The 22,886-nt window shown below is 71.5% G+C and carries 23 protein-coding genes; 18 read left to right on the top strand and 5 right to left on the bottom strand.

The window, feature by feature from the left end:
• Positions 1 to 57 precede the first annotated feature (57 nt).
• The 6 genes from ASD90_RS20605 (at position 58) to ASD90_RS20630 (ending at position 5,284) form a co-directional block, all read left to right on the top strand.
• Positions 58 to 1,074: a GNAT family N-acetyltransferase gene (locus ASD90_RS20605; protein WP_162260232.1), complete on the top strand. Its 1,017-nt coding sequence runs from the start codon at positions 58 to 60 to the stop codon at positions 1,072 to 1,074.
• Positions 1,071 to 2,069 (top strand): GNAT family N-acetyltransferase, encoded by a 999-nt coding sequence (locus ASD90_RS20610; protein ID WP_056760619.1) that lies wholly within the window; start codon positions 1,071 to 1,073, stop codon positions 2,067 to 2,069. Before ASD90_RS20605 ends, ASD90_RS20610 begins: the two co-directional genes overlap by 4 nt.
• Before the next feature lie 222 nt (positions 2,070 to 2,291).
• Positions 2,292 to 2,780 carry a DUF4825 domain-containing protein gene (locus tag ASD90_RS20615; protein ID WP_056760624.1) on the top strand — a complete coding sequence of 163 codons (489 nt, stop codon included), beginning with the start codon at positions 2,292 to 2,294 and terminating at the stop codon, positions 2,778 to 2,780.
• 196 nt (positions 2,781 to 2,976) lie between these two features.
• A complete protein-coding gene (locus tag ASD90_RS20620) occupies positions 2,977 to 3,789 on the top strand; it encodes an amino acid ABC transporter substrate-binding protein (RefSeq protein WP_056760628.1) in 813 nt (270 codons plus the stop codon).
• Positions 3,786 to 4,454: an amino acid ABC transporter permease gene (locus tag ASD90_RS20625; protein WP_056760632.1), complete on the top strand. Its 669-nt coding sequence runs from the start codon at positions 3,786 to 3,788 to the stop codon at positions 4,452 to 4,454. The genes ASD90_RS20620 and ASD90_RS20625 overlap by 4 nt, the downstream gene beginning before the upstream one ends.
• Positions 4,451 to 5,284 (top strand): amino acid ABC transporter ATP-binding protein, encoded by an 834-nt coding sequence (locus ASD90_RS20630; RefSeq protein ID WP_235506838.1) that lies wholly within the window; start codon positions 4,451 to 4,453, stop codon positions 5,282 to 5,284. The genes ASD90_RS20625 and ASD90_RS20630 overlap by 4 nt, the downstream gene beginning before the upstream one ends.
• Before the next feature lie 49 nt (positions 5,285 to 5,333).
• Here the strand turns inward: ASD90_RS20630 and ASD90_RS20635 are convergent, their stop codons facing one another.
• A complete protein-coding gene (locus ASD90_RS20635) occupies positions 5,334 to 6,047 on the bottom strand; it encodes an SGNH/GDSL hydrolase family protein (protein WP_200958668.1) in 714 nt (237 codons plus the stop codon).
• Between the two features lie 112 nt (positions 6,048 to 6,159).
• Between ASD90_RS20635 and ASD90_RS20640 the strand changes: the two genes are divergently transcribed.
• The 3 genes from ASD90_RS20640 (at position 6,160) to ASD90_RS20650 (ending at position 9,991) form a co-directional block, all read left to right on the top strand.
• Positions 6,160 to 7,338, top strand: a complete 1,179-nt coding sequence (locus ASD90_RS20640) for a cystathionine gamma-synthase (RefSeq protein WP_056760637.1) — start codon at positions 6,160 to 6,162, stop codon at positions 7,336 to 7,338.
• A gap of 21 nt (positions 7,339 to 7,359) precedes the next feature.
• Positions 7,360 to 8,715 carry a glutamate mutase L gene (locus tag ASD90_RS20645; protein ID WP_056760640.1) on the top strand — a complete coding sequence of 452 codons (1,356 nt, stop codon included), beginning with the start codon at positions 7,360 to 7,362 and terminating at the stop codon, positions 8,713 to 8,715.
• A 286-nt stretch (positions 8,716 to 9,001) separates the two neighbouring features.
• Positions 9,002 to 9,991 (top strand): hypothetical protein, encoded by a 990-nt coding sequence (locus ASD90_RS20650; RefSeq protein ID WP_056760643.1) that lies wholly within the window; start codon positions 9,002 to 9,004, stop codon positions 9,989 to 9,991.
• A gap of 124 nt (positions 9,992 to 10,115) precedes the next feature.
• On the opposite strand, the gene greA is transcribed toward ASD90_RS20650, so the two are convergent.
• Both greA and ASD90_RS20660 read right to left on the bottom strand, forming a co-directional pair.
• Positions 10,116 to 10,601 (bottom strand): transcription elongation factor GreA, encoded by a 486-nt coding sequence (gene greA / locus ASD90_RS20655; protein ID WP_056760646.1) that lies wholly within the window; start codon positions 10,599 to 10,601, stop codon positions 10,116 to 10,118.
• A gap of 199 nt (positions 10,602 to 10,800) precedes the next feature.
• On the bottom strand, positions 10,801 to 11,172 hold the full coding sequence (locus ASD90_RS20660; RefSeq protein WP_056760649.1) for a DUF4307 domain-containing protein: 372 nt from the start codon (positions 11,170 to 11,172) through the stop codon (positions 10,801 to 10,803).
• A 180-nt stretch (positions 11,173 to 11,352) separates the two neighbouring features.
• Here ASD90_RS20660 and mca point away from each other — a divergent pair, with 180 nt between their 5' ends.
• Both mca and ASD90_RS20670 read left to right on the top strand, forming a co-directional pair.
• Entirely contained in the window at positions 11,353 to 12,396 is a 1,044-nt protein-coding gene (gene mca, locus ASD90_RS20665; RefSeq protein ID WP_235506839.1) for a mycothiol conjugate amidase Mca, read from the top strand.
• Positions 12,393 to 12,731, top strand: a complete 339-nt coding sequence (locus ASD90_RS20670) for a hypothetical protein (protein ID WP_056760651.1) — start codon at positions 12,393 to 12,395, stop codon at positions 12,729 to 12,731. Before mca ends, ASD90_RS20670 begins: the two co-directional genes overlap by 4 nt.
• Before the next feature lie 101 nt (positions 12,732 to 12,832).
• Here the strand turns inward: ASD90_RS20670 and ASD90_RS20675 are convergent, their stop codons facing one another.
• Positions 12,833 to 13,555: a hemolysin III family protein gene (locus tag ASD90_RS20675; protein ID WP_056760654.1), complete on the bottom strand. Its 723-nt coding sequence runs from the start codon at positions 13,553 to 13,555 to the stop codon at positions 12,833 to 12,835.
• Between the two features lie 221 nt (positions 13,556 to 13,776).
• Here ASD90_RS20675 and ASD90_RS20680 point away from each other — a divergent pair, with 221 nt between their 5' ends.
• From ASD90_RS20680 to ASD90_RS20705, 6 genes are all read left to right on the top strand, one after another.
• Positions 13,777 to 14,568 (top strand): isoprenyl transferase, encoded by a 792-nt coding sequence (locus ASD90_RS20680; RefSeq protein WP_056760657.1) that lies wholly within the window; start codon positions 13,777 to 13,779, stop codon positions 14,566 to 14,568.
• A 195-nt stretch (positions 14,569 to 14,763) separates the two neighbouring features.
• On the top strand, positions 14,764 to 15,702 hold the full coding sequence (locus tag ASD90_RS20685; RefSeq protein ID WP_056760659.1) for a hypothetical protein: 939 nt from the start codon (positions 14,764 to 14,766) through the stop codon (positions 15,700 to 15,702).
• 126 nt (positions 15,703 to 15,828) lie between these two features.
• Positions 15,829 to 16,500, top strand: a complete 672-nt coding sequence (locus ASD90_RS20690; protein WP_157623242.1) for a hypothetical protein — start codon at positions 15,829 to 15,831, stop codon at positions 16,498 to 16,500.
• A complete protein-coding gene (locus ASD90_RS20695; RefSeq protein WP_056760664.1) occupies positions 16,497 to 16,853 on the top strand; it encodes a hypothetical protein in 357 nt (118 codons plus the stop codon). Before ASD90_RS20690 ends, ASD90_RS20695 begins: the two co-directional genes overlap by 4 nt.
• Positions 16,854 to 17,352: 499 nt before the next feature.
• On the top strand, positions 17,353 to 18,588 hold the full coding sequence (locus tag ASD90_RS20700; protein WP_235506864.1) for a PhoH family protein: 1,236 nt from the start codon (positions 17,353 to 17,355) through the stop codon (positions 18,586 to 18,588).
• A 298-nt stretch (positions 18,589 to 18,886) separates the two neighbouring features.
• On the top strand, positions 18,887 to 19,879 hold the full coding sequence (locus ASD90_RS20705) for a hypothetical protein (protein ID WP_056760672.1): 993 nt from the start codon (positions 18,887 to 18,889) through the stop codon (positions 19,877 to 19,879).
• Between the two features lie 82 nt (positions 19,880 to 19,961).
• On the opposite strand, the gene coaA is transcribed toward ASD90_RS20705, so the two are convergent.
• Complete coding sequence (gene coaA, locus ASD90_RS20710) at positions 19,962 to 20,963, bottom strand: type I pantothenate kinase (RefSeq protein WP_082588927.1); 1,002 nt, start codon at positions 20,961 to 20,963, stop codon at positions 19,962 to 19,964.
• 63 nt (positions 20,964 to 21,026) lie between these two features.
• Between coaA and glmS the strand changes: the two genes are divergently transcribed.
• Entirely contained in the window at positions 21,027 to 22,886 is a 1,860-nt protein-coding gene (gene glmS / locus ASD90_RS20715) for a glutamine--fructose-6-phosphate transaminase (isomerizing) (RefSeq protein WP_056760675.1), read from the top strand.

A 22,886-nucleotide genomic window follows, 5' to 3' on the forward strand; every position in this document is an offset into this window, starting at 1 on the left:
GGCGCGGTCCGGACAAATCGCTGGCTCCGCGCCCCCGGGCTCGACAGACTCGTGCGCGTGAGCGACGACCTGGAGATCTGCCCCATCGACCTGCTCGACCGTGCCCAGGAGGATGCGGCCCGCGACTGGATCGGCGTCCACGCAGCCGTCCAGCGCGAGCTGTTCGGTCCCACGGGCAGCGCCTGGACCCTGGACGAGATCCGGGGCTTCCACCGCTCGCCGTCGGGCACCCGGGTCGCCCGTGCGGCGTGGGTCGGAGACCGTCTCGTCGGTGCGTTCGAGGCTCGGATGCCGACGACCGACAACCTCGACCTGGCCCTGTTCTGGCTGTCGGTCCTGCCGGACCACCGGGGGCGAGGCGTCGGTGAGGCCCTCCTGAGCGAGGGGGAGGCGATCGCCCGCGAGCACGGCCGCGGCACGCTGATGGGCGAGACGGAGTGGGCCGAGGGCGGTGTCGACCTCGCGGAGACGTTTGCGGCTCGACACGGCTACGCCGTCGGGCAGACGATGCTTCGCAGCGCCATGTCGCTGCCCGCCGACCACGACGCCCTCTCGGCGCTCCTGGCCGTCACCGACGACTACGCCGTCGAGACCTTCGTCGACGCGATGCCCGAGGAGTGGCTCGACGACCGGGCGGTCCTCCAGCAGCGGATGAGCACCGATGCCCCCGCGGACGACCTCGCCCTCGAGGAGGAGGCCTGGGACGCCGACCGCCTGCGGGAGACGCACGCCCGCACGCTCGCCTCCGGGCGGCGGATCGTCGAGTCGGCCGCGCGCCACATGCCCTCGGGCCGTCTCGTCGCCTTCACGACGATCGGGGTGTCCGCAGGAAGCCCTGACCTCGGCTACCAGCAGGACACCCTCGTGCTGAGGGAGCACCGCGGCCACGGGCTCGGCCTGCGGCTCAAGGCGACCAATGCGCTCCGCCTGATGGACGAGATCCCCGAGGTCTCGTCGATCCGCACGTGGAACTCCGCGTCGAACGCGCACATGCTCGCCGTCAACCGGCGGCTGGGCTACGTCGTCGACGGCTACAGCCGCGAGTGGCAGAAGGTCACCGGGCCGGCCGAATGAGACCGCGGGTCAAGGAGATCGAGCTATTCGTCGGTGACCGGCGCAGCGAGGCCTGGCTCCAGGTGCACCATGCCGCCAACCGGGCTGTCTGGGGCGACGCGGCCCAGCGGACCTCGATCGAGGAGATCGTCGACGTCGCGGACCGCCGGCACGAGGTACGGCGCACGTTCCTCGTCTCCGAGGCCGGCTCGGATGTCGTGCTCGCGGCCGCCCAGACGATCCGACGCACCCGTGAGAACCTCGCGACGGCCGGCCTCTGGCTCTCCGTCCACCCCGAACACCAGCGGCGCGGGATCGGCTCGCTCCTGCTCGGCCACTGCGAGCAGACGCTGCGTGACGACGGGTGCGACCGCATCCACGAGCACAGTGGGTCTCCGGCCGAGCACGGCGACGCCGCCACGGGATTCGCCCTCGCGAACGGCTACCGCCAGACGCTGGTCGACCTCCGTCAGGACCTCGCGCTGCCCCTGGACGAGGCCACGCTCGGCGCACTCGACCCGCGACCCGACCCGACGGCATACGTCATCGAGACGTCGGTCGACGGGCTCCCCGAGGACTGGCTCGAGGACCGCGCCGTCCTCGCGCGACGGATGAGCACCGACGCCCCGTCAGGGGACATCGACCTCGACGAGGAGGACTGGGACGCCGAGCGGGTGCGGCAGCTGTGGAACACCCCGAGCCCCATCTGGGGCGTCGAGTCCGTCGCGCGGCACGTGCCCACGGGACGGCTCGTGGCCTTCACCGACATCGTGGTGCGCCCGGGGCAGCCCGACCTCGCCGTCCAGTCGGACACCCTCGTCCTGCGCGAGCACCGGGGCCGGGCACTGGGTCTGGCCGTCAAGCTGGCCAACCTCCGTGCCCTGCAGCGGCAGCGCCCCGACGCCACGACGGTGCGGACGTGGAACGCCGACACCAACACCCACATGATCGCCATCAACGAGCGGATGGGGTTCGCCGTGACGGGGTGGACGCGGGAGTGGGCCAAGCACCTCTGAGCCGCGCGCCGGGGTGAACCCATGGCGTCGGGAGAAGCGCACGCGACGCCTGCTCGACAACACACCGAGCAGGTCACAACACACCGGTGTCCGATCCCGGTGGTTTGGCACCTTCTCGGTGTGTTGCGGGGCACGCCTCGGGTGTCCGGAACGGGGGGAGCGTGTTCGGCGTCCGTAAACTGCAGCGCGCCGGTGGTCGGTGCCGCAGACAGGAGACCCCTCATGGTCCGGACCGTCCTCTGCTCCTTGGCCGTCAGCGTCCTCGGCCTTGTGGGGTGCACCACATCGGAGCCGGCTGACCAGCCGCGGGGAGCGTCCGCGACGGTCGCGGTCGCGGACCGGGCGCAGGCGCTGTGGGCCGGCCGGACGGCCTACGTCGGCGACAGCTCGAAGGTCGTCGCGCTCGTGGACGCGGCCGGCTTCGGGCCGCGTGGCACCTACTCCCTCGCGCTCTGGACGACGCGGCCGCCGTATGCCGTGACGATCACGCTCTCCGACACCGGGAAGCCCTTCGGCACGACCGACCTGCGTGCCCCGGCCACGCTGCTGCTCGGCACCGTGACCAACCTCGACACGGTCAACGTGACCTCCGCGGGGCAGACGTACACGCTGACGGCGCGCCAGGCGACGGCCGCGCTCGGCCGCGACGTCAAGACGCTGGGCACCGACCGCGCGGGGCTCGAGGACTACGTGGCATCGCTCGACGACTGACGTGCTCCTGACGACCCGGTCAGGGCCTCGTGCACGGGTGGGTGACGCGGGCGACACGCCGAAGAGGGAATGTAGACGACGTCCTGCCGGTTGGCAGGCGGTGGACCACCGACAACTGATTATGTCCATCCCAAGGTGGACTTATAGGTTGTCGGCCGTCCGACGCCATCCCGCCGATCCACAGGAAGTGCCTACCATGCGTTCGAGGTTCACCCTCACCGCCCTGCTCACCACGCTCGTCGCCGTCGTCCTCACTGCCTGCAGCACCGGCTCGGGTGGCGGCTCCGACCTCGAGTCCGTCAAGCAGGCAGGCGTCCTGCGCGTCGCCACGGAGGGCACGTACTCGCCGTTCTCGTTCCACGATCCCAGGACGAACGCCCTGACCGGCTACGACGTCGAGGTCGCGAAGGCCGTCGCCGACAAGCTCGGCGTCAAGGTCGAGTACGTCGAGACGCCCTGGGACGCGATCTTCGCCGGCCTCGCCGCCGAGCGCTACGACGTCGTCGTCAACCAGGTCACGAAGAACCCTGAGCGCGCCGGCCTCTACGGCCTCAGCAGCACCTACACGTGGTCCGAGGGCGTCATCGCCACCCGCGCGAACGACACGTCGATCACCTCGCTGGCGAGCCTCGAGGGCAAGAAGTCCGCGCAGAGCCTGACGAGCAACTGGGCCGCGGTCGCCAAGGACGCCGGCGCCCAGGTCGAGTCGGTCGAGGGCTTCACCCAGGCCATCACGCTGCTCAAGCAGTCGCGCGTCGACGCGACCGTCAACGACAGCCTTGCGGTGCTCGACTACCAGAAGTCGACCGGTGACCAGACGGTCAAGATCGCGGCCAGGACCGGGGACGTCTCCGAGCAGGTCGTCGCGACCCGCAAGGACTCCGACCTCGTCGCCGCCATCGACCGGGCCCTCGCCGACCTCGAGGCCGACGGCACCCTCGCGAAGATCTCGCAGAAGTACTTCTCGGCCGACGTCTCGAAGCAGCCTGCCGGCGCCTCGGCGTCGTGAACGAGCAGACGACCCAGCTGATCCTCGACGCGCTGGGCCCGCTGCTGCGGGCCACGGTGACCACGACGATCCCGCTGACGATCATCAGCTTCGTCCTCGGGCTGGTCCTCGCTCTCGGCGTCGCCCTCATGAGGCTGTCGTCGGTGCGCGCGGTGTCGTCCGTGGCGCGGGTCTACGTGTCCCTCGTCCGCGGCACGCCGCTGCTGCTCCAGCTCTTCATCATCTACTACGGCCTGCCCGCCCTGGGGGTGCGCTTCGACCCCTTCCCGGCGGCCGTCCTCGCCTTCACGCTCAACGTCGGTGGCTACGCCGCCGAGGTGATCCGCTCGGCGATCCTCTCGGTCCCCAAGGGCCAGTGGGAGGCGGCCTCGACGGTCGGGATGGGCTACGTCACGACGCTGCGCAGGGTCGTCCTGCCGCAGGCTGCCCGCACCGCCATCCCGCCCCTGTCCAACACGCTCATCTCCCTCGTCAAGGACACCTCGCTCGCCTCGACCATCCAGGTCACCGAGCTGCTGCGCGTGGCGCAGGAGGCCGCGGCGCCGACCTACCAGTTCTTCGCGCTGTACGGCGTCGCCGCCGTCTACTACTGGGTCGTCTGCCTCGTCCTCTCCGCCGTCCAGTCCCGCCTCGAGGAACGACAGAACAGGTACGTCTCCGCATGACCGAGTCCCACACCCCCCTGCGCAGCACCTGCGCGAGCTCTGCGATCTCCTCGAGATCCACTGCACCACAACCCGACCCGCTCGTCTCGGTGTCCGGCCTTGCGAAGTCGTTCGGCGACCACGAGGTGCTCCGGTCGATCGACTTCGAGGTCGCGCCGGGCAGCGTCACCGTCCTCGTCGGCCCGTCCGGCTCGGGCAAGACGACCGTCCTGCGCTCGCTCAACGCGCTCGAGGTGGCGGACGCAGGCGTCGTCCGCATCGGTGACGTCGAGGTCGACTTCGCGCAGCGACCGCTGACGAGGCGCGAGGTCGCGACCCTCCGGGCCCAGAGCGGGATGGTCTTCCAGTCCCACCACCTCTTCCCGCACCTGACGGTGCTCGAGAACGTCACCGCCGGTCCGGTGCTCGCCCGACGCCGGGATCGCTCCGAGTCCGAGGCGGAGGCGCACGAGCTGCTCCGCCTCGTCGGTCTGGACGAGAAGGCCGGTGCCTACCCCTACCAGCTCTCCGGTGGCCAGCAGCAGCGCGTCGGCATCGCCCGGGCGCTCGCCATCCGGCCCCAGCTGATGCTCTTCGACGAGCCGACCTCAGCGCTCGACCCCGAGCTCGTCGGCGAGGTGCTCGTGGTCATGAAGGACCTTGCGGCACAAGGGTGGACGATGGTCGTGGTCACCCACGAGATCCGCTTCGCCCAGCAGGTCGCGGACCAGGTGCTCTTCATGGACGGCGGGGTCGTCGTCGAGCGCGGGACACCGGACGAGGTCCTGACCCGTCCCCGCACCGAGCGGGCGCGCCAGTTCCTGCACCGGATCCTCGACCCCCTCGACTGAAGGACGCTGCGCAGCAGCGCGACCCGAGGGCGTATGCCGTGGGCCGGGCTCAGGCGATGAGGCCCGCCCGGTCGATGGCGCGCTCCACGACGGACGCCATGTCGGCGTAGCCGCGGTCGTTCGGGTGGAACTTGTCCGAGGCGAGCCGCCCTCGCCACGAGCGGGGTCCGTCGCGGCGCATGTCGACGAGGACGAGTCGCCCGGCGGCGGCCCGCTCGTGCAGCATGGCGTCGACGGCCCGTGCCTCGCGCTGCGGGTTGGGCAGGTTCGAGACGACGGCTCCCTCGGGCAGCCGGTCGAGCATCGCGGTGAAGCGTTCGACGAGACCGCGGCGATGGCGCCGCACGACGACGTCGTTCGAGCCGATGACGACGGTGACGAGGGCTGCCGGCGACCCATCCGACTCCAGAGCCTCGAGGGCGGGCAGCTGCCGGTCGAGCACGTCCTCGACCCGCGCACCGTTGACGCCGAGGTTGACGAGGCGGTGGTCCCACCCGCGGGTCGCGAGTCGCCCGCTCAGCTGCCCGACCCAGCCCAGGTCGGGCGCGCTCGCACCGATGCCCTGCGTCATCGAGTCACCGAGGGCGACCCACAGGGGCCCGCCACCCGCTGCGGCCACGCGGTTGTGCGACTCCCACCACACGGCATACGGCAGCACCTGCTCCTGGACCGACCGGACGCCGGGGAAGGCCGTCGAGAGCGCCGACAGCACCGGACCGCGCGGTCGCTCGCTGCGGTTGCTGTAGTCGAAGTCGGGTGCCACCACGGCAGCATCCCAGACGTCCGTGTGACGTCCGACGCAACCGGCCCGTCGGGGTGCTGGGCGCACCTCGGGCCGCGACGGAGGCCCGGACGCAGGGCATAGGCTCGGCCCCATGTCTGACGAGCACGGCTTCTCCACACGCGCCATCCACGCCGGCCAGGAGGCCGACGAGCTCACCGGAGCGGTGGTGCCCCCGATCTACCAGGTGTCGACCTACAAGCAGGACGGCATCGGCGGCTTCCGCAACGGCTACGAGTACAGCCGGTCGGCCAACCCGACGCGGACGGCGCTCGAGGAGTGCATCGCCGCGCTCGAGGGCGGCAGCCGCGGCTTCGCCTTCGCCTCTGGGCTGGCCGGCCAGGACACCGTGGCCCGTGCGCTGCTCGTCCCCGGAGACCACGTCGTCGTCCCGAACGACGCCTACGGCGGCACGTATCGCTACTTCAACAAGGTCGCGAAGCCCCAGGGCATCGAGCACTCCATCGCCAACATGGGCGACGTCGAGGCCGTCCGCGCGGCGATCCGCCCGGGGCAGACGAAGATGGTCTGGGTCGAGACCCCGACCAACCCGCTGCTCGGCATCGCCGACATCGAGGCCATCGCGGGGATCGCCCACGATGCGGGCGCGGTGCTCGTCGTCGACAACACGTTCGCGACGGCCTACCTCCAGAGCCCGCTCGCGCTCGGCGCCGACGTCGTGACGCACTCGACGACGAAGTACTCCGGCGGCCACAGCGACGTCGTCGGCGGCGCGGTCGTGACGGCCACTGAGATTCGGGTGCCCGGCTACGAGGACGCCGAGGAGCGGATCGCCTTCCACCAGAACAGCATCGGCGGTGTCGCCGGACCGTTCGACTCGTGGCTGACCCTGCGCGGTCTCAAGACGCTCGCCATCCGGATGGAGCGCCACTGCGACAACGCGGAGAAGGTCGTCGAGTTCCTCGAGGGCCACGACGGCGTCTCGCAGGTGCTCTACCCGGGGCTGCCGGGGCACGCCAACCACGACGTCGCCGCGCGCCAGATGAAGCGCTTCGGCGGCATGGTCAGCTTCCGGATGCGTCGCGGTGAGGACGCCGCCGTCAAGGCGTGCGCGGCCGTCAGCCTGTGGACGCTCGGCGAGTCGCTCGGCGGCGTCGAGTCGCTCATCGAGCACCCCGGTCGCATGACGCACGCGAGCGTCGCCGGCACGGAGCTCGAGGTGCCGTCCGACCTCATCCGCCTGTCGGTCGGCATCGAGGACGTCGACGACCTCATCGCCGACCTGCGCGAGGCGCTCGACATCCACGGCTGACCGGCTCGACGACCACCGCGCATGACGATCCTCGCCGTCGACTTCGGGTCGACGTTCACCAAGGGCGCCCTGCTCGCCGACGACGGCAGGGTGCTGGGCACGGCGTCGACCCCGACGACCGGCACCCAGGGCCGGGGCGACATCCTCGACGGCTACCGGACGCTGCGGGAGGCGCTGGGCGTCCCGGGCGACGCCATCGTGCGGGCCTGCTCGAGCGCGGGAGGCGGGTTGCGGCTCGCCGTCGTCGGCTACGAGCGCACCGTCACGGCCCAGGCCGGTCACCGGGTCGGCCTCTCCGCCGGGGCCAAGGTCGTCCACGTCGCCGCGGGTGAGCTGACGACGGCGGACGTCGCGGGCATCCGTGGGTCCCGGCCCGACATGATCCTGCTCGTCGGCGGCACCGACGGCGGCAACGGGAACGTCCTGCTGCACAACGCAGCCCGGCTCGCGAAGGGTGCCATCGGCGGCCACGGGGCGCACGCGGTCCCGGTCGTCGTCGCCGGCAACGTCGACGTCCGCGACGAGGCGGCGGCCATGCTGGCGACGACCGGCCGGCCGACGGTGCTCGCCGACAACGTCCTCCCGCAGATCGGCGTCATCGCGCCCGAGTCGGCGCGTGCGGCCATCCGGGACGCGTTCCTGCGCCACGTCATCGGCGGCAAGGGGCTCTCGCGTGACCCGGCGTTCGCCGCGATGGTCGAGGCGGCCACGCCCGACGTCGTCCTGCGCGGCGTCGAGGTGCTCGCCTCCGTGGCCGACGGGGGCGACGTCCTCGTCGTCGACATCGGAGGCGCCACCACCGACGTCTACTCGTGCCTGACGCCCGAGGGCGAGGACGCCGGCCTGCGCAAGGGCGTCGTGGCGCCCCTCTGGCACGCCCGCACCGTCGAGGGCGACCTCGGCATGCGGTGGAACGCCGAGCACGTCGTGGAGGCCGCCGTGGTCGAGCACCTCCTCGACACCGTCGCCGACCCGGCGGCCCTGACCGCGTATGCCGCCCGCGTCCACGAGCGGCCCGGCTCGCTCCCGGTCGACGACGCCGAGCGCGCCCTCGACCTCGAGCTGGCGCGGCTCGCGGCACTCGTCGCGGTGCGTCGGCACGCGCGCCCGGCCCAGCCGACGGAGTCGCCGCGGCCGCTCGCCAACGTCACGGCCCTCGTCGGGTCCGGGGGAGTCCTACGCCACACCGACGAGGCCGGCCGCGACCACGTGCTCGGGGCCGTCCTCGCCGACCACGCCGGTGGCTGGAAGGTGCCGCGCGCGGCGCGCGCGACGGTCGACACGGCATACCTCCTCTTCGCCGCCGGCCTGTTGGCCGACGACCCCGAGCACCTCGGCCTCGCCCGCACCGTCGCCACCCAGACCCTCAACCCCTAACCGTCGAAAGGCCACGTCTGGCCCCCTCCTAACCGTCGAGAGGCCACGTCTGGCCCCCTCCTAACCGTCGAGAGGCCACGTCTGGCCCCCTCCCAACCGTCGAGAGGCCACGTCTGGCCCCCTCCCAACCGTCGAGAGGCCACGTCTGGCCCCCTCCCTACCGTCGTGAGGCCACGTTCGACTGCCACCCGGACGCTCATCCACACCCCCTGCGACCGAAGCCGCGGTGTGCACAGGACCAGCGCGACCTCTGGCCACGAGCGGCCACACGGCAGATCGTCCGTTCATGGACGCAGCACCCCTGCCTCTCGATCTGACCCGTCGCCCCTTCCTCGCATCAGAGGCCCTCGCCAGGGGAGTGACACGCAAGCGACTGCGTGCCCGGGATCTCTGGACCCCGACGCGTGGGGTCCGATCCGTCGACCTCCCCACGTCGATCGTCGAACAGGCTCGCGCGTTCGCGGCGGCGGCACCCACGGAGTTCGCGTTCTCCCACGTGACCGCCGCGCAGCTGCTCGGCATCCCGCTCCCGTATGCCGTCGAGGAGGACTGCCGGGTCCACATCGTCACGCCGACCTCCGCCAACCGCATCAGGAGGGCCGAGGTCCAAGGCCACCGTGGGCTCGAGAGCCGCGAGGTCGTCGACGTGGTCGGCCTACCGGTCGTCGCGCCCGCCGACACATGGGTAGACCTCGGCGAGTACGTCGGGCCCGGCAAGCCCGTCGGGCTCGACGACCTCATCGTCGCTGGGGACGCGGTGGTCAACATCGTGGGAGGCACGGAGCCACTTCGCCATGCTGTCGAGTGCCGTGTGAGACCGCGCGGCAAGGTCACGCTCACGTACGCGATCCCGCGCATCCGGGTCGGGTCGTGGTCTCCGATGGAGACGCGGGCTCGGCTCATGGTGCTGCGGGCCGGCCTTCCGGAGCCGTCGCTGAACGCGGACGTCTTGAGTCGCACGGGGGAGTGGTTGGGGTGCGGGGACCTCGTCTGGCGCGAGCAGAGGGTCGTCGGCGAGTACCAAGGAGTCGAGTTCCACACGCGCCCGCTGGACCGCCGTCACGACGGCGTCAGGAGGGAGGGAATCGAGCACGGTGACTGGGTCGTCGTCGAGATCGCCGCTGAGGACGTCTTCGACACGCACTGCCGGGCGGCGAAGCTGCGCGAGCTCGCGGGCCACCTCGGGGTCAACCCGCACGTCCTGGACGTCTTGGGCTCCGGCCCGCAGTTGCTGGCGCCACCGCAGTTCGCCAGGCCGCGACGACCCCGTCGTTAGCTGCGGGGCCGCACGTGGCCTCTCGACGGTGGGCAGGGGGCCGGACGTGGCCTCTCGACGGTGAATAGGGGAACGGGCCGGTCCCCAAGGGGGGACCGGCCCGTTCGTCAGGCGTCTGCGGTGCTCAGCCCGTGTAGGGCTTCGCGGCGATGACCTTGACCCCGATGGTCTTGCCGTTGGGGGCCACGTAGCTCGTGCTGTCGCCGACGCTCTTGCCGTTGATGGCGGCGCCCATGGCGGACTTCTCGGAGAAGACCTGCAGGTCGGAGCCGTCGGCGATCTCGCGGTTGCCGAGCAGGAAGGTCTCCTCGTCGCCGAAGATCTCGACGGTCACGAGCATGCCGGGCTCGACGACACCGTCGTCGGGGGGCGTCTCGCCGATCGTCGCGTTCTGGAGCAGCTCGGTGAGCTGGCGGATGCGGGCTTCCATCTTGCCCTGCTCCTCGCGGGCGGCGTGGTAGCCGCCGTTCTCCTTGAGGTCGCCCTCCTCGCGGGCTTCCTCGATCTTGTGCGCGATCTCGATGCGACCTTCGCCCGTCAGCTGGTCGAGCTCCGCCTTGAGGCGGTCATGGGCCTCCTGGGTCAGGAAGCCAGCGGCAGTCTCGGTCACTGTGTGTCACTCCTTGGATGAACAGCGCCCACGCGGTGCTCGCGTGGGCGCCTGCACAAAAATAAGGGCCCGAACCGTGGTGTCGTCGACTCGTGATGCCGGTCGGCGACGGGTCCGGACCCTTGATGAAGCAACAAGGATAACAAAATGAACGGCAAACGTGCAGTTCACGCCGCATCCGTCGCTCGGGTGCCCCCGCTCAGGAGCAGGTCCTGACCTGACCGGTCACCGCTCGTGACGTCGTGCGCAGGGTCACGGACTCGTTCGTCGTCTCGTCGACGCTCGCCGGCACCTGCACCGTGCTCGTCCCCACGGGGGCGAAGTCGCGGGAGAGCGCCTCGACCGTGCACGTCAGGGCCGTGCCGCCGGGTCGGTAGACCTGGAAGTCGACCCGCACCTGCTGGTCGCTGACGACCTTGTAACCGAGGGTCTGCCACGAGGGCTGGCCGAGCGTCGACGACAGCCCGAACCAGATGGCGAGGCCCACGCCGGCGAGGATGCCGACCGTGCCGACGACCCACCACTTCAGCTGGCCGGGGGCGGGGCGGGGCAGGGTCGTGCGGGACGGCATACGGAGTCCTGGCGGTTCGAGCCCGCGCATCGTCAGGTGCGGGGGAGTGAGAGGATGGCGGACGGGTCCAGTGTCTCCCATGGCACGGCGAGAGCCGCAGGGACCCGGGCGCCGAGGGGCTTCGGCAAGACCAGCCACCCGCGTCCCACCACCGACGACTGACGACGAACAGGGAGCCACGTGGCCGAGGGCATGCGTTTGATGGCGGTGCACGCGCACCCCGACGACGAGTCGAGCAAGGGTGCCGCGACGACGGCGAGGTACGTCGCCGACGGCACCTCCGTCATGGTCGTGTCCTGCACGGGCGGCGAGCGCGGCGACATCCTCAACGAGAAGCTCAAGGACGACCCGCACATCCTGCGCGACATCGCCCAGGTGCGCCGCGACGAGATGAAGGCCGCCCAGGACGTGCTCGGCTGCGAGCACACATGGCTCGGCTTCGTCGACTCCGGTCTGCCAGAGGGCGACCCGCTGCCGCCGCTGCCCGACGGCTGCTTCGCGCTCGAGGACATCGACGTGACCACCGAGGCGCTCGTGCGGGTCATCCGAGCGTGGCGTCCGCACGTCATGACGACGTACGACGAGAAGGGTGGCTACCCCCACCCCGACCACATCATGTGCCACACGGTGTCGATGGCGGCCTTCGAGGCGGCCGGCGACCCGACCCGCTACCCGCACGCCGGGGAGCCCTGGCAGCCGCTCAAGATCTACTACAACGGCGGCTGGAGCAAGGACCGCCTCGAGGCGATCCACGACGCCATGCTCGCCGAGGGGCTCGAGAGCCCGTATGCCGAGTGGCTGGCCAACTGGAAGCCGCGGCGTTCCGGACGCCCCACCACGACGATCGCGTGTGGCGAGCACTTCGAGACCCGTGACCGCGCGCTCATGGCGCACGCGACGCAGGTCGACCCCGACGGCTTCTGGTTCCAGGTGCCGCTCGAGATCCAGAAGCGGGTCTGGGGCGTCGAGGAGTTCGAGGCCGCGCTGTCCTACGTCGAGATCGCCGACGGCGAGGACGACCTCTTCGCCGGCCTCGGAAGCCCCGCGGAGGCCGACGCCCTCGCCACGCGACCCGACCTCGAGCTCGCCCACGACGGCCGTGTCACCGGCGAGCCCGAGCCCGAGGAGGCCGAGCCGGAGTCCGGTCGCGCCCACGGTGACAGCTCGGAGACGCACGCCGACGAGGACGCCGAGTCCGACAGCGCCACGGCGGACGTCCGATGAGCGGCGGCGGCAACCTCCCGATCGGCCCGGGCATCTGGGGCTTCATCGCCTTCTTCGTGCTCGCGGTCGCGCTGTGGTTCCTCGTGCGCAACATGAACAGCCGTCTGCGCCGGATGGCCTACCGCGACCGGGACCGCGCGGAGGAGTTCGCCGCGGATGCCGACATCGTCGGCACGAAGGGCGACCGCGCCACGTCCGCCGGGCCGGACCCGGACGCGGACCCGGCGGCGGACGAGGCGGGTGACGACCCCCACCCGGGTGACGACCCCCACCCGGGTGACGACCCCCACCCGGGTGACGACCCCCGCCCGACCGGCGAGGCGCCGCGTCCCTGAGACCCAGCGGGCGGCATACGCCCTCGGACACGACGAACGCCCCGGCACGATGCCGGGGCGTTTCGGTCGTCCAGCGGGCCACCAGCCCGACGGGGAGAGGCTCAGGTGGCGGCCTGGTAGCCGATGACGGCGAGCGTCACGGCGACGAAGTGCGTGAGAAAGCCGCCGAGGGTGAACGCGTGGAACACCTCGTGGAAGCCGAACCACCGCGGCCACGGGTTGGGTCGCTTCGTGCCGTAGACGATGCCGCCCGCGGTGTACATCAGGCCGCCGAGGCCGATGAGCGAGCCGATGAGCGGTCCGCCCTCGCGCCAGAACGGCACGACGTAGAAGATCGCGGCCCAGCCGAGCGCGAGGTAGAGCGCCGTGTAGAGCCAGCGCGGGGCGCCGACCCAGAAAACGCGGAACAGGACCCCGGCGATGGCGCCGCCCCAGATGACGAGCAGGAGCAGCCGGGCCTGGTCGGCCGGCAGCAGCGTCACGGCGAACGGCGTGTAGGTGCCCGCGATGATGAGGTAGATGTTCGAGTGGTCGAACCGCTTGAGCAGGCCTGACATCTTCGGACCCCACGTGCCGCGGTGGTAGACGGCGGAGACGCCGAAGAGCAGGGCGGCGCTGATGGTGAAGACGATCGAGGCGGTGCGCACGGACCCGGGGTCGGAGACGAGCACGAGGACCAGGCCGCCGATGAGGGCGACGGGGAACATGGCGAGGTGCAGCCAGCCGCGCAGGCGGGGCTTGACGATCGCGACGAGGTCGGCGACGGGGGTGCTCGACGCGTCCTCGGTGCCGTGGTCGGCGGTGGGCTCGGGGGTGCGGCTCATCGCCCCACTGTAACCTACGCGACCGTAAGTTACGGCAACGTAGGTTCATGGTTTCCGGTGGACCGCGGGGTCGTGGCGACCTTCACGACACCCTCACGACCTCGTCACGAAAGCCTCGCGCCGACTCCCGCCGACTCCCGCCGACCGCCTCTGCGCGCCGATGGACGAGCGGTACGGTGGGACCGCGGCCCGCCCGGGGGCTGCCCAGACTGTGACCGGCGATGACACGAGCGAGTCGACGAGGAGGCCCCGTGGGGTGGCGCGATGTGGTCTACGGCGCGTACGAGCGCCGAGTCCTCAAGGACCTCCCCAAGGAGGCGCTCCCACGGCACGTCGCCGTCATGCTCGACGGCAACCGGCGCTGGGCGCGGGCCCGCGGAGCCGGGACGGCGAGCGGCCACCAGGCCGGGGCCGACAAGATCGAGGAGCTGCTCGAGTGGTGCCGGGAGGCGGGCGTCGAGTACGTCACGCTCTGGCTCCTCTCGACCGACAACCTGCGCCGCGCCGAGGAGGAGCTGGCACCGCTCCTCAAGATCATCGAGACGGCCGTCTCCGACCTCGCCGAGTCCGGGCACTGGCGCCTCAAGATCGTCGGCGCCCTCGACCTGCTGCCACCCGAGACCGCTGCGAGCCTCAGCGCCTCGGCCGAGCGCACGAAGGACGTCGACGGGATGACCGTCAACGTCGCAGTCGGCTACGGCGGGCGCCGCGAGATCGCCGACGCCGTGCGCGACCTGCTGCTCGCGCGGGCTGCTGACGGCGAGACCATCGAGCAGATCGCCGCCGAGCTCACCGTCGAGGACATCGCCGAGCACCTCTACACCAAGGGCCAGCCCGACCCCGACCTCGTCATCCGCACCTCGGGCGAGCAGCGGCTCGGCGGTTTCCTGCTGTGGCAGAGCGCGACGTCGGAGTTCTACTTCTGCGAGGCCTACTGGCCCGACTTCCGTCACGTCGACTTCCTGCGCGCTCTCCGGGCGTATGCCGGCCGGCACCGTCGCTTCGGCGGCTGACCGGGCGCTCCACCAACCTCGGGGACGGCCGGCCACGACACGCCGCTAAGCGGTGGGGAGTGCTCCCCATTGTCCGGCTTGGCCCGGTTGCGTAGGTTGCCGTTGGGCCGAGACGCCGGAGCACGCACGGGCGGGCGCCGAGCCGGACGGGCCGCGCACGACGAAGACGGCGACGACATCAGGGGAGTACCAGAGATGGCGATCTACAAGAAGGGTGCCGACCCGGTGGCCCTACGGGCGTCCGCCGAGCGCATCACCGGGCACGCCCGTGAGTGCGACACCCTCAAGGGTGAGGCGAGCCGCGCCGTCCACGCCCTCAAGGGCCAGTGGGGCGGCGCCGACCTCGACCACCTGATGGACCGCTGGCCGCCGGTGGAGGCGCAGCTGACGCAGTTCGGTACCGACCTGGGCAAGCTCGCCGAGGCACTGCGGCGCAACGCGGGGGCGCAGGACTCGACGAGCGGTGAGGGCGGGTCCGGCTCCGGTGGTGGACCCGGCGGCTCGGGCGGATCCGGCGGATCCGGCGGCAACGGCGGGATCCCGGGCTACGACCTGCTCAAGTCGCTGTGGACCCCGATCAAGGGCCTCGGCACCGCGGTCGGCCTCCTCGGCACCGGGATGAAGATCAAGAACTTCCTGTCCAACCTCGGCAGCTGGGACCGGGCGACGGGCCTGTTCGCCAACCTCAAGAACGCCTGGGGCACGGGTCGTCTCGCCGAGTTCGGCGACGCCCTGAACCCCAAGAACTGGAGCACCCTCTCGCGCTTCATGCCCTCCCTGGCCGAGGGTGGTGCGCTCGCCCGCACGCTCGGCACCGTCGGCAAGGCGCTCGGACCCATCGGCGTCGCCTTCGGTGGCTTCACGGTCGCCAACGACATCTCCGAGGGCAACTACGGCCGCGCCGGCTACGACTCGGTGATGACCGGTCTCGGTGCCGCGGCCCTGATGACCCCGCCCCCGGTCGACGTCGTCTGCGGCATCGCCGCAGGCGGCATGGCCGTCGGCCAGCTCGTGTACGACAACTGGGACACCATCAGCGACTTCACCGGTGACGCGGTCGACGCTGTCGGCGACTTCGCCTCGGACGCCGGTGACGCCATCGGCGACATCGCCGACAAGGCGTGGCCGTTCTGACCGGCGGGGGAGACCCCGGGAGGCGAAACCACGAGGCACCCGGCATCGTTGACGTCACGACACGGCCCACGCACCCGCAGCACGACCCAGACCCCACGACCACACGGACCACGACCGAGGAGAACCATGGCTGACCCGATGAAGGGCACCCCGCTCGAGGGTTTCGAGCTCCCCGAGGACGTCTTCGGGCTGGGCGCCGGCGAGCTCGCCTACCTCATGGCCCGCCACGAGACCCCGGCCGGTGAGCGCTCGCGCCGCCTGCTCATGCTCGACCCCCGCACCGCGGACGACGCCGCCCTGCTCGCCGGCGCCTCCAGCCTCGCCTCGCGCGGGTGGCTCACCGTCACCGACGACGGCACCCCCGAGTCGCGCTCCAACGCCGCCCTCGTCGAGTACGCCGTGGGCGCGGCCACGCGGTGGACCCGCATCGGGCTGGTGGGCGAGAACGTCAGCCAGGCCGACTTCGCCATCCTCGTCGAGTCCGACACCGTCATCGCCCTGATGCAGCCACGTCAGCTCGCGTCGTGGTTCATCCGCCTCGGCGAGCGCGACGGCAACACCGGCGCCCTCGTCACCGGACTCGTGCGCGAGCGTTTCGCCGCGAACGCCGAGGCCGGCGTCTTCCTCGAGGTGCAGACCCTCGAGGGCAGCGCCAACCTCGCGATCCGCCGTTCCGGCACCGACTTCGAGGCGCTCACCGACGTCGCCGGGCCGGGCACCGGCACGGGCGGGGTCGTCGACGCCGACGGCCTGCAGGACGCCGTGACCGCCCTCTACGCCGAGACGGTCAGCGCATGAGCACGCCGACGCCCCGCCAGACCGACCCGGCCGACTCGGCCGACCCTGCCGGCCCGACGCCGCCGAAGGAGCCGTTCTCCTACGTCAGCCAGGAGCGCGGGCTGCTGACCCTCAAGATCCGTGAGCCGATCCTCATGGGCCTGTTCTTCCTCGCCTTCACCGTCGTCGGCGTCATCTTCTTCCTCATGGTCAAGAAGGGCGCCGACCAGGGGGCCGAGGGCGCCACGGGCGTCGCCTACCTGATCCTCGCGATCTTCGGCGGGCTCGGCGTCATCGGGATGGCCATCGCCGCGGTCCGCTGGCGCTGGAAGCGCGAGTACGTCCGCGTCATGGGCCGCTCGCCCTGGGCCTGAGCCCCGAGTCCCGGGCGCCCTCGCTCGTGCCGCCTGCGCCGTCGGCCCCGGATCCGCTTTCGGGCCGGCGGCGACGGGCGTGTTACGCCCGTGTGAACTCTCGGGCGACACGACGACTCGACGTCGCTCAATGCTCGTCGCCGTCGCCTCCGAGTCGTACCGTCGTCACAACGGCCGACACCCGTCGGACGTTGCCAGGAGGCCCACCCATGGAGCGATCGCTCAGGACGGAGGGTCGGGCAGTGCGCCACCCTCTGGTGGTCACCGCCCGGCATCTCGGGAGCGATTAGGCGCGCGACGCGCGCCGCGTAGGGAGTGGCACATGGCTCGTACGACCCGTCAGGTCACGTCGGACCCCGCCAGCACGACCACCAAGCCGGCCGCGGCCTCCACACGCGCCACGACACGCGCCACCACGCGCACGACGGCCCGCGAACGCGAGCCCGAGCACAAGACGTACGTCCTCGACACGTCGGTGCTCCTGTCCGACCCCCGGGCCATGCTCCGCTTCGCCGAGCACGAGGTCGTGCTCCCGGTCGTCGTGGTGACCGAGCTCGAGGGCAAGCGGCACCATCCGGAGCTCGGCTACTTCGCCCGCCAGGCCCTGCGCCTGCTCGACGACCTCCGCGTCAGCGAGGGCCGTCTCGACAAGCCGGTGGCCGTGGGCGCCGAGGGCGGCACGCTGCGCGTCGAGCTGAACCACACCGACCCCTCGTCGCTGCCGGCGGGCTTCCGTCTCGGCGACAACGACACGCGGATCCTCGCGGTGGCCCGCAACCTCGCCAACGAAGGCGCCGACGTCACCATCGTGTCCAAGGACCTCCCGATGCGCGTCAAGGCCTCGGCGTGCGGCCTCGAGGCGGAGGAGTACCGCCACGAGCAGGGCGTCGACTCGGGCTGGACCGGGCTGCAGGAGCTCGAGGTCAGCAGCGAGGAGCTCGACCAGCTCTACGACCGCGGCCGTATCGAGCACGCCGGCGCCGCCGAGCTGCCGTGCCACACCGGTCTCGTCCTGCTCTCGCCGCGGGGAAGCGGTCTGGGGCGGGTCGGTGCCGACAAGCAGATCCGTCTCGTGCGCGGCGACCGTGACGCCTTCGGCCTGCATGGCCGCAGCGCCGAGCAGCGGATCGCCCTCGACCTGCTGCTCGACCCCGACGTCGGCATCGTCAGCCTCGGTGGGCGCGCCGGCACGGGCAAGTCGGCGCTCGCGCTCTGCGCGGGCCTCGAGTCCGTCATGGAGCGTCGCGCCCAGCGCAAGGTGCTCGTCTTCCGCCCGCTCTTCGCCGTCGGCGGCCAGGAGCTCGGCTACCTGCCCGGCACCGAGCAGGAGAAGATGAACCCGTGGGGCCAGGCGGTCTTCGACACGCTCGGGGCCCTCGTCTCGACCGAGGTCGTCGAGGAGATCATGGACCGCGGCCTGCTCGAGGTGCTGCCGCTGACCCACATCCGCGGGCGCTCGCTCCACGACGCGTTCGTCATCGTCGACGAGGCCCAGTCGCTCGAGCGCAACGTGCTCCTCACGGTCCTCTCGCGCATCGGCCAGAACAGCAAGGTCGTGCTCACGCACGACGTCGCCCAGCGCGACAACCTCCGGGTGGGGCGCCACGACGGTGTGGCGGCGGTCATCGAGAAGCTCAAGGGTCACCCGCTCTTCGCGCACGTCACCCTGACGCGCAGCGAGCGCAGCCCGATCGCGGCACTCGTCACCGACATGCTCGAAGGTCTCGAGATGTGACCTGAGTCACACGACGCACGGCGCTCCCCGAGCACGCGGCTCGGGGACGCTGTGCGCTGGGCCACTCGCTCCGGCCCCCTGAAACACCCTCCACGGTGGATGCCGACTTGCTCCCGGGTGCAGTCGGCTGGCACCGTGTGAGGTTGAAAGATCTCGGAACGGTAACGCTCACCTCGGGGTGTGAGCGCGATCCCCCCGGGTCACCTCCACACGTCGGGCGCAGCCGTCGACGGGCCAGCGCCCGCAGACGCACGCGCCGGGCACACCCCCTCGACCCAGGAAGGCGTGACGTCTGTTCATGGCACGGTATGAAGGCCGGCACCGCAACGCTCCGGCTCCCTCGACCGCTCCGCGCCCGAACCCCGCCACCCCCTCGGCGCGGTCCGACCGCGTCGACCCCGAGACGGCTCCGGCCGTCCCCCGGAGCCCGCGACCGGTGAGCCAGCCCGCTGCGGGTGCGACCCAGGGAGCCCGTCGGGCCTTCGACCCCACACGCGCCATCCCCGTCAGCGCTGCCTCTGCCGACCACGCCGACGGCGCCGGTCCCCGGCGCCCGGCGGCGTCCCTGCCGCACGCGACGCGCAGCAGCCGCCACGCCAAGCCGACCGCGCGCCAGCGCCACGTCGGCCGGCCGATCCTCGCCGGCGCGCTCGCGCTCGGCCTCGGAGCCTCAGGCTTCGCCTACGCCAAGGCCACCAACCTCATCGGCGCCGACGCGGCCGCGTTCGTCGTCGGCAGCGGGGTCGTCGCCCAGACCGACGAGCTGGCCCGCGCCTCGACGGTCGACACGACCTACCGCGCCGCCGCCTCGGTCTCGCGCAACGAGCGCCGCACCGCCATCGCGGCCACCGGCCTGCGCACCGCCAAGGAGCTCGAGGCCAAGAAGAAGAAGGAAGCCGCCAAGCAGGCCGAGCTGGCCCGCGAGGAGGCCGCCAAGGCCGAGCGTGCGAAGGAGCGCCAGCGCGCCATCGACAACGCCAAGGACGACCCGCAGGCCGCGGCCCGCGTCCTCATGGCCGACCACGGCTGGACGAGCGACGCGCAGTACAACTGCCTCGTCAACCTGTGGACCGGCGAGAGCGACTGGCGCTGGTACGCCGAGAACGCCAGCTCCGGGGCCTACGGCATCCCGCAGTCCCTCCCGGCCCGCAAGATGGCGCAGTTCGGTGCCGACTACCGCACCAACCCGCTGACCCAGATCAAGTGGGGCCTCTGGTACATCGAGATGTCCTACGGCAACCCGTGCAACGCCTGGTCGACGTGGCAGGCGCGCTCGCCGCACTGGTACTGACCTGGCCCACGCCGTATGCCGGGTGGGCGGGCTCCCAGCAGGCGCCCGCCACCCGGCATACGTGCTCGGCCGACCGGGACGCTCAGATCTTGCGCAGGCGCACCCGGCGGACCTCGTGGTTGTCGCCCTTGGACAGCACGAGGCTCGCCCGTGACCGCGTGGGCAGGATGTTCTCGACGAGGTTCGGGCCGTTGATCTCGCGCCAGATCCGGTTCGCGGTCGCGACGGCCTCGTCGTCGGAGAGCACGGCGTAGCGGTGGAAGTACGAGTCGGGGTCGGAGAACGCCGTCTCGCGCAGGCGCAGGAAGCGCTCGACGTACCACTTGCGCACGTCGTCGACCCACGCGTCGACGTACACCGAGAAGTCGAAGAAGTCGCTGATGGCCAGGCCGGTGCCGCGCACCGGGTGCACCTCGGGCGCCTGGAGCACGTTGAGGCCCTCGACGATGAGCACGTCGGGCTGGCGCACGACGATGCGCTCGCCGGGGACGATGTCGTAGGTCAGGTGCGAGTACACCGGCGCCGTGACCTCGGCCCGGCCCGACTTGATCTCGGCGACGAAGCGGAGCAGCGCCCGGCGGTCGTAGGACTCGGGGAAGCCCTTGCGCTGCAGGATGCCTCGGCGCTCGAGCTCCGCGTTGGGGAAGAGGAAGCCGTCGGTCGTGACGAGGGCGACGCGCGGGGTGTCGGGCCAGCGCGCGAGCATCTCGCGCAGGATGCGGGCCGTCGTCGACTTGCCGACCGCCACCGAGCCCGCCACGCCGATGACGAAGGGCGTCTTGGCCGGGCGCTCACCGAGGAAGTCGCTCGTCACCTGGTGCAGCTGGCGGGTGGCCCCCACGTAGAAGTTGAGCAGGCGCGAGAGGGGGAGGTAGACCTCCTCGACCTCGTTGAGGTCGACGCGGTCGCCGAGGCCGCGCAGGCGCGCGAGGTCGGCGTCGTCGAGGTTGAGCGGGTGGTTCTCGCGCAACCGTGACCACGCGGCCCGGTCGAACTCGACGTACGGCGACGGGATCGCGGTCCCGTTGGCGCCCTCGCCGCCGTCACCGCCGGTACCGCTGGATGGCTCCGACACGAGCCACATTCTTGCGGACGCCGGGGGCGGGGGTGGCATTGGCCCCTCGGACGGTCCCCTAGGCTGGACCCCATGTGCGGAATCGTGGGATACGTCGGGCGGACCGACGACGGGACGGCGCTCGACGTCGTGATGGAGGGCCTGGCCCGTCTGGAGTACCGCGGCTACGACTCGGCAGGCGTGGCCCTGCTCGACGGCGACCACGTCGAGACGCGCAAGAAGTCGGGCAAGCTGGCCAACCTCACGGCCGAGCTCGAGGCCCACCCGATGCCGTCCTCGACGACCGGGATCGGCCACACCCGTTGGGCCACCCACGGCGGCCCGACCGACGAGAACGCCCACCCGCACCGGGGTGGCAAGGACGGCAAGCTCGCCCTCATCCACAACGGCATCATCGAGAACTTCCACGCGCTGAAGAAGGGCCTGCTGGCCGACGGCATCCAGTTCACGAGCGAGACCGACACCGAGGTCGTCGCCCACCTCGTGGCCGCCGCCTACGACCGCGAGCACGACCTGACCGACGCCATGCGCGCCGTCGTCGCCGACCTCGAGGGCGCCTTCACGCTCCTCGCGATCCACGCCGACCAGCCCGGCGTCGTCGTCGGGGCCCGCCGCAACAGCCCGCTCGTCGTCGGTCTCGGCGACGACGCGAACTACCTCGGCTCCGACGTCGCGGCCTTCATCGGCCACACGCGCCACGCCCTCGAGCTCGCCCAGGACCAGATCGTCACGATCACTCCCGATGGTGCGTCCGTCATCAACTTCGACGGCTCGCCCGCCGAGGGCAAGGCGTACGAGGTCACGTGGGACGCCGCGGCCGCCGAGAAGGGCGGCTACGCGACCTTCATGGAGAAGGAGATCAACGACCAGCCGCACGCCGTCGCCGACACGCTGCTCGGGCGCACCGACGCCGAGGGCCGCCTCGTCCTCGACGACATGAGCATCTCCGAGGAGCAGCTCCGGTCCGTCGACCGCATCACGATCGTCGCGTGCGGCACCGCCGCGTATGCCGGCATGGTCGCGAAGTACGCCATCGAGCACTGGACGCGCATCCCCGTCGAGGTCGCCCTCGCGCACGAGTTCCGCTACTGCGACCCGATCGTCAACGAGCGCACGCTCGTCGTCTCGATCAGCCAGTCGGGCGAGACGATGGACACCCTGATGGCCGTCAAGCACGCCCGCGAGCTCGGTGCCATCACGGTCTCGGTCTGCAACACGCACGGCTCGACCATCCCGCGCGAGTCCGACGCCGTGCTCTACACGCACGCCGGTCCTGAGATCGCGGTCGCCTCGACCAAGGCGTTCCTCGCGCAGATCACCGCCTGCTACGTCCTCGGCCTCTACCTCGCGCAGCTGCGCGGCGGCTCGTTCGCCGACGACGCGCAGTCGGTCATGAAGGAGCTGAGCGGCGTCCCCGCCAAGATCGAGACGCTGCTCGGCCAGATGGGCCGGGTCAGGGAGATCGCCAAGTTCATGGCCGACACCCGCGCGGTCCTCTTCCTCGGCCGCCACGTCGGCTACCCGATCGCCATGGAGGGTGCGCTCAAGCTCAAGGAGCTCGCCTACATCCACGCCGAGGGGTTCGCCGCCGGCGAGCTCAAGCACGGCCCCATCGCGCTCATCGAGCCCGGCCAGCCCGTCTTCGTCATCGTGCCGTCGCCGACGAGCGAGCACGGCCTGCACGGCAAGGTCGTCAGCAACATCCAGGAGATCCGCGCCCGCGGCGCCCGCACCCTCGTCATCGCCGAGGAGGGTGACGACTCCGTCGAGCCGTTCGCCGACGAGGTCATCCGGGTGCCCGCGACCTCTCCGCTGCTCGCGCCGCTGCTCACCGTGGTCCCGCTCCAGGTCTTCGCGCTGTGGCTGTCGACGGCCAAGGGCCTCGACGTCGACCAGCCGCGCAACCTCGCCAAGTCGGTCACGGTCGAGTGA

The sequence above is a fragment of the Terrabacter sp. Root181 genome (assembly GCF_001428505.1).
Lineage (GTDB): Bacteria > Actinomycetota > Actinomycetes > Actinomycetales > Dermatophilaceae > Terrabacter.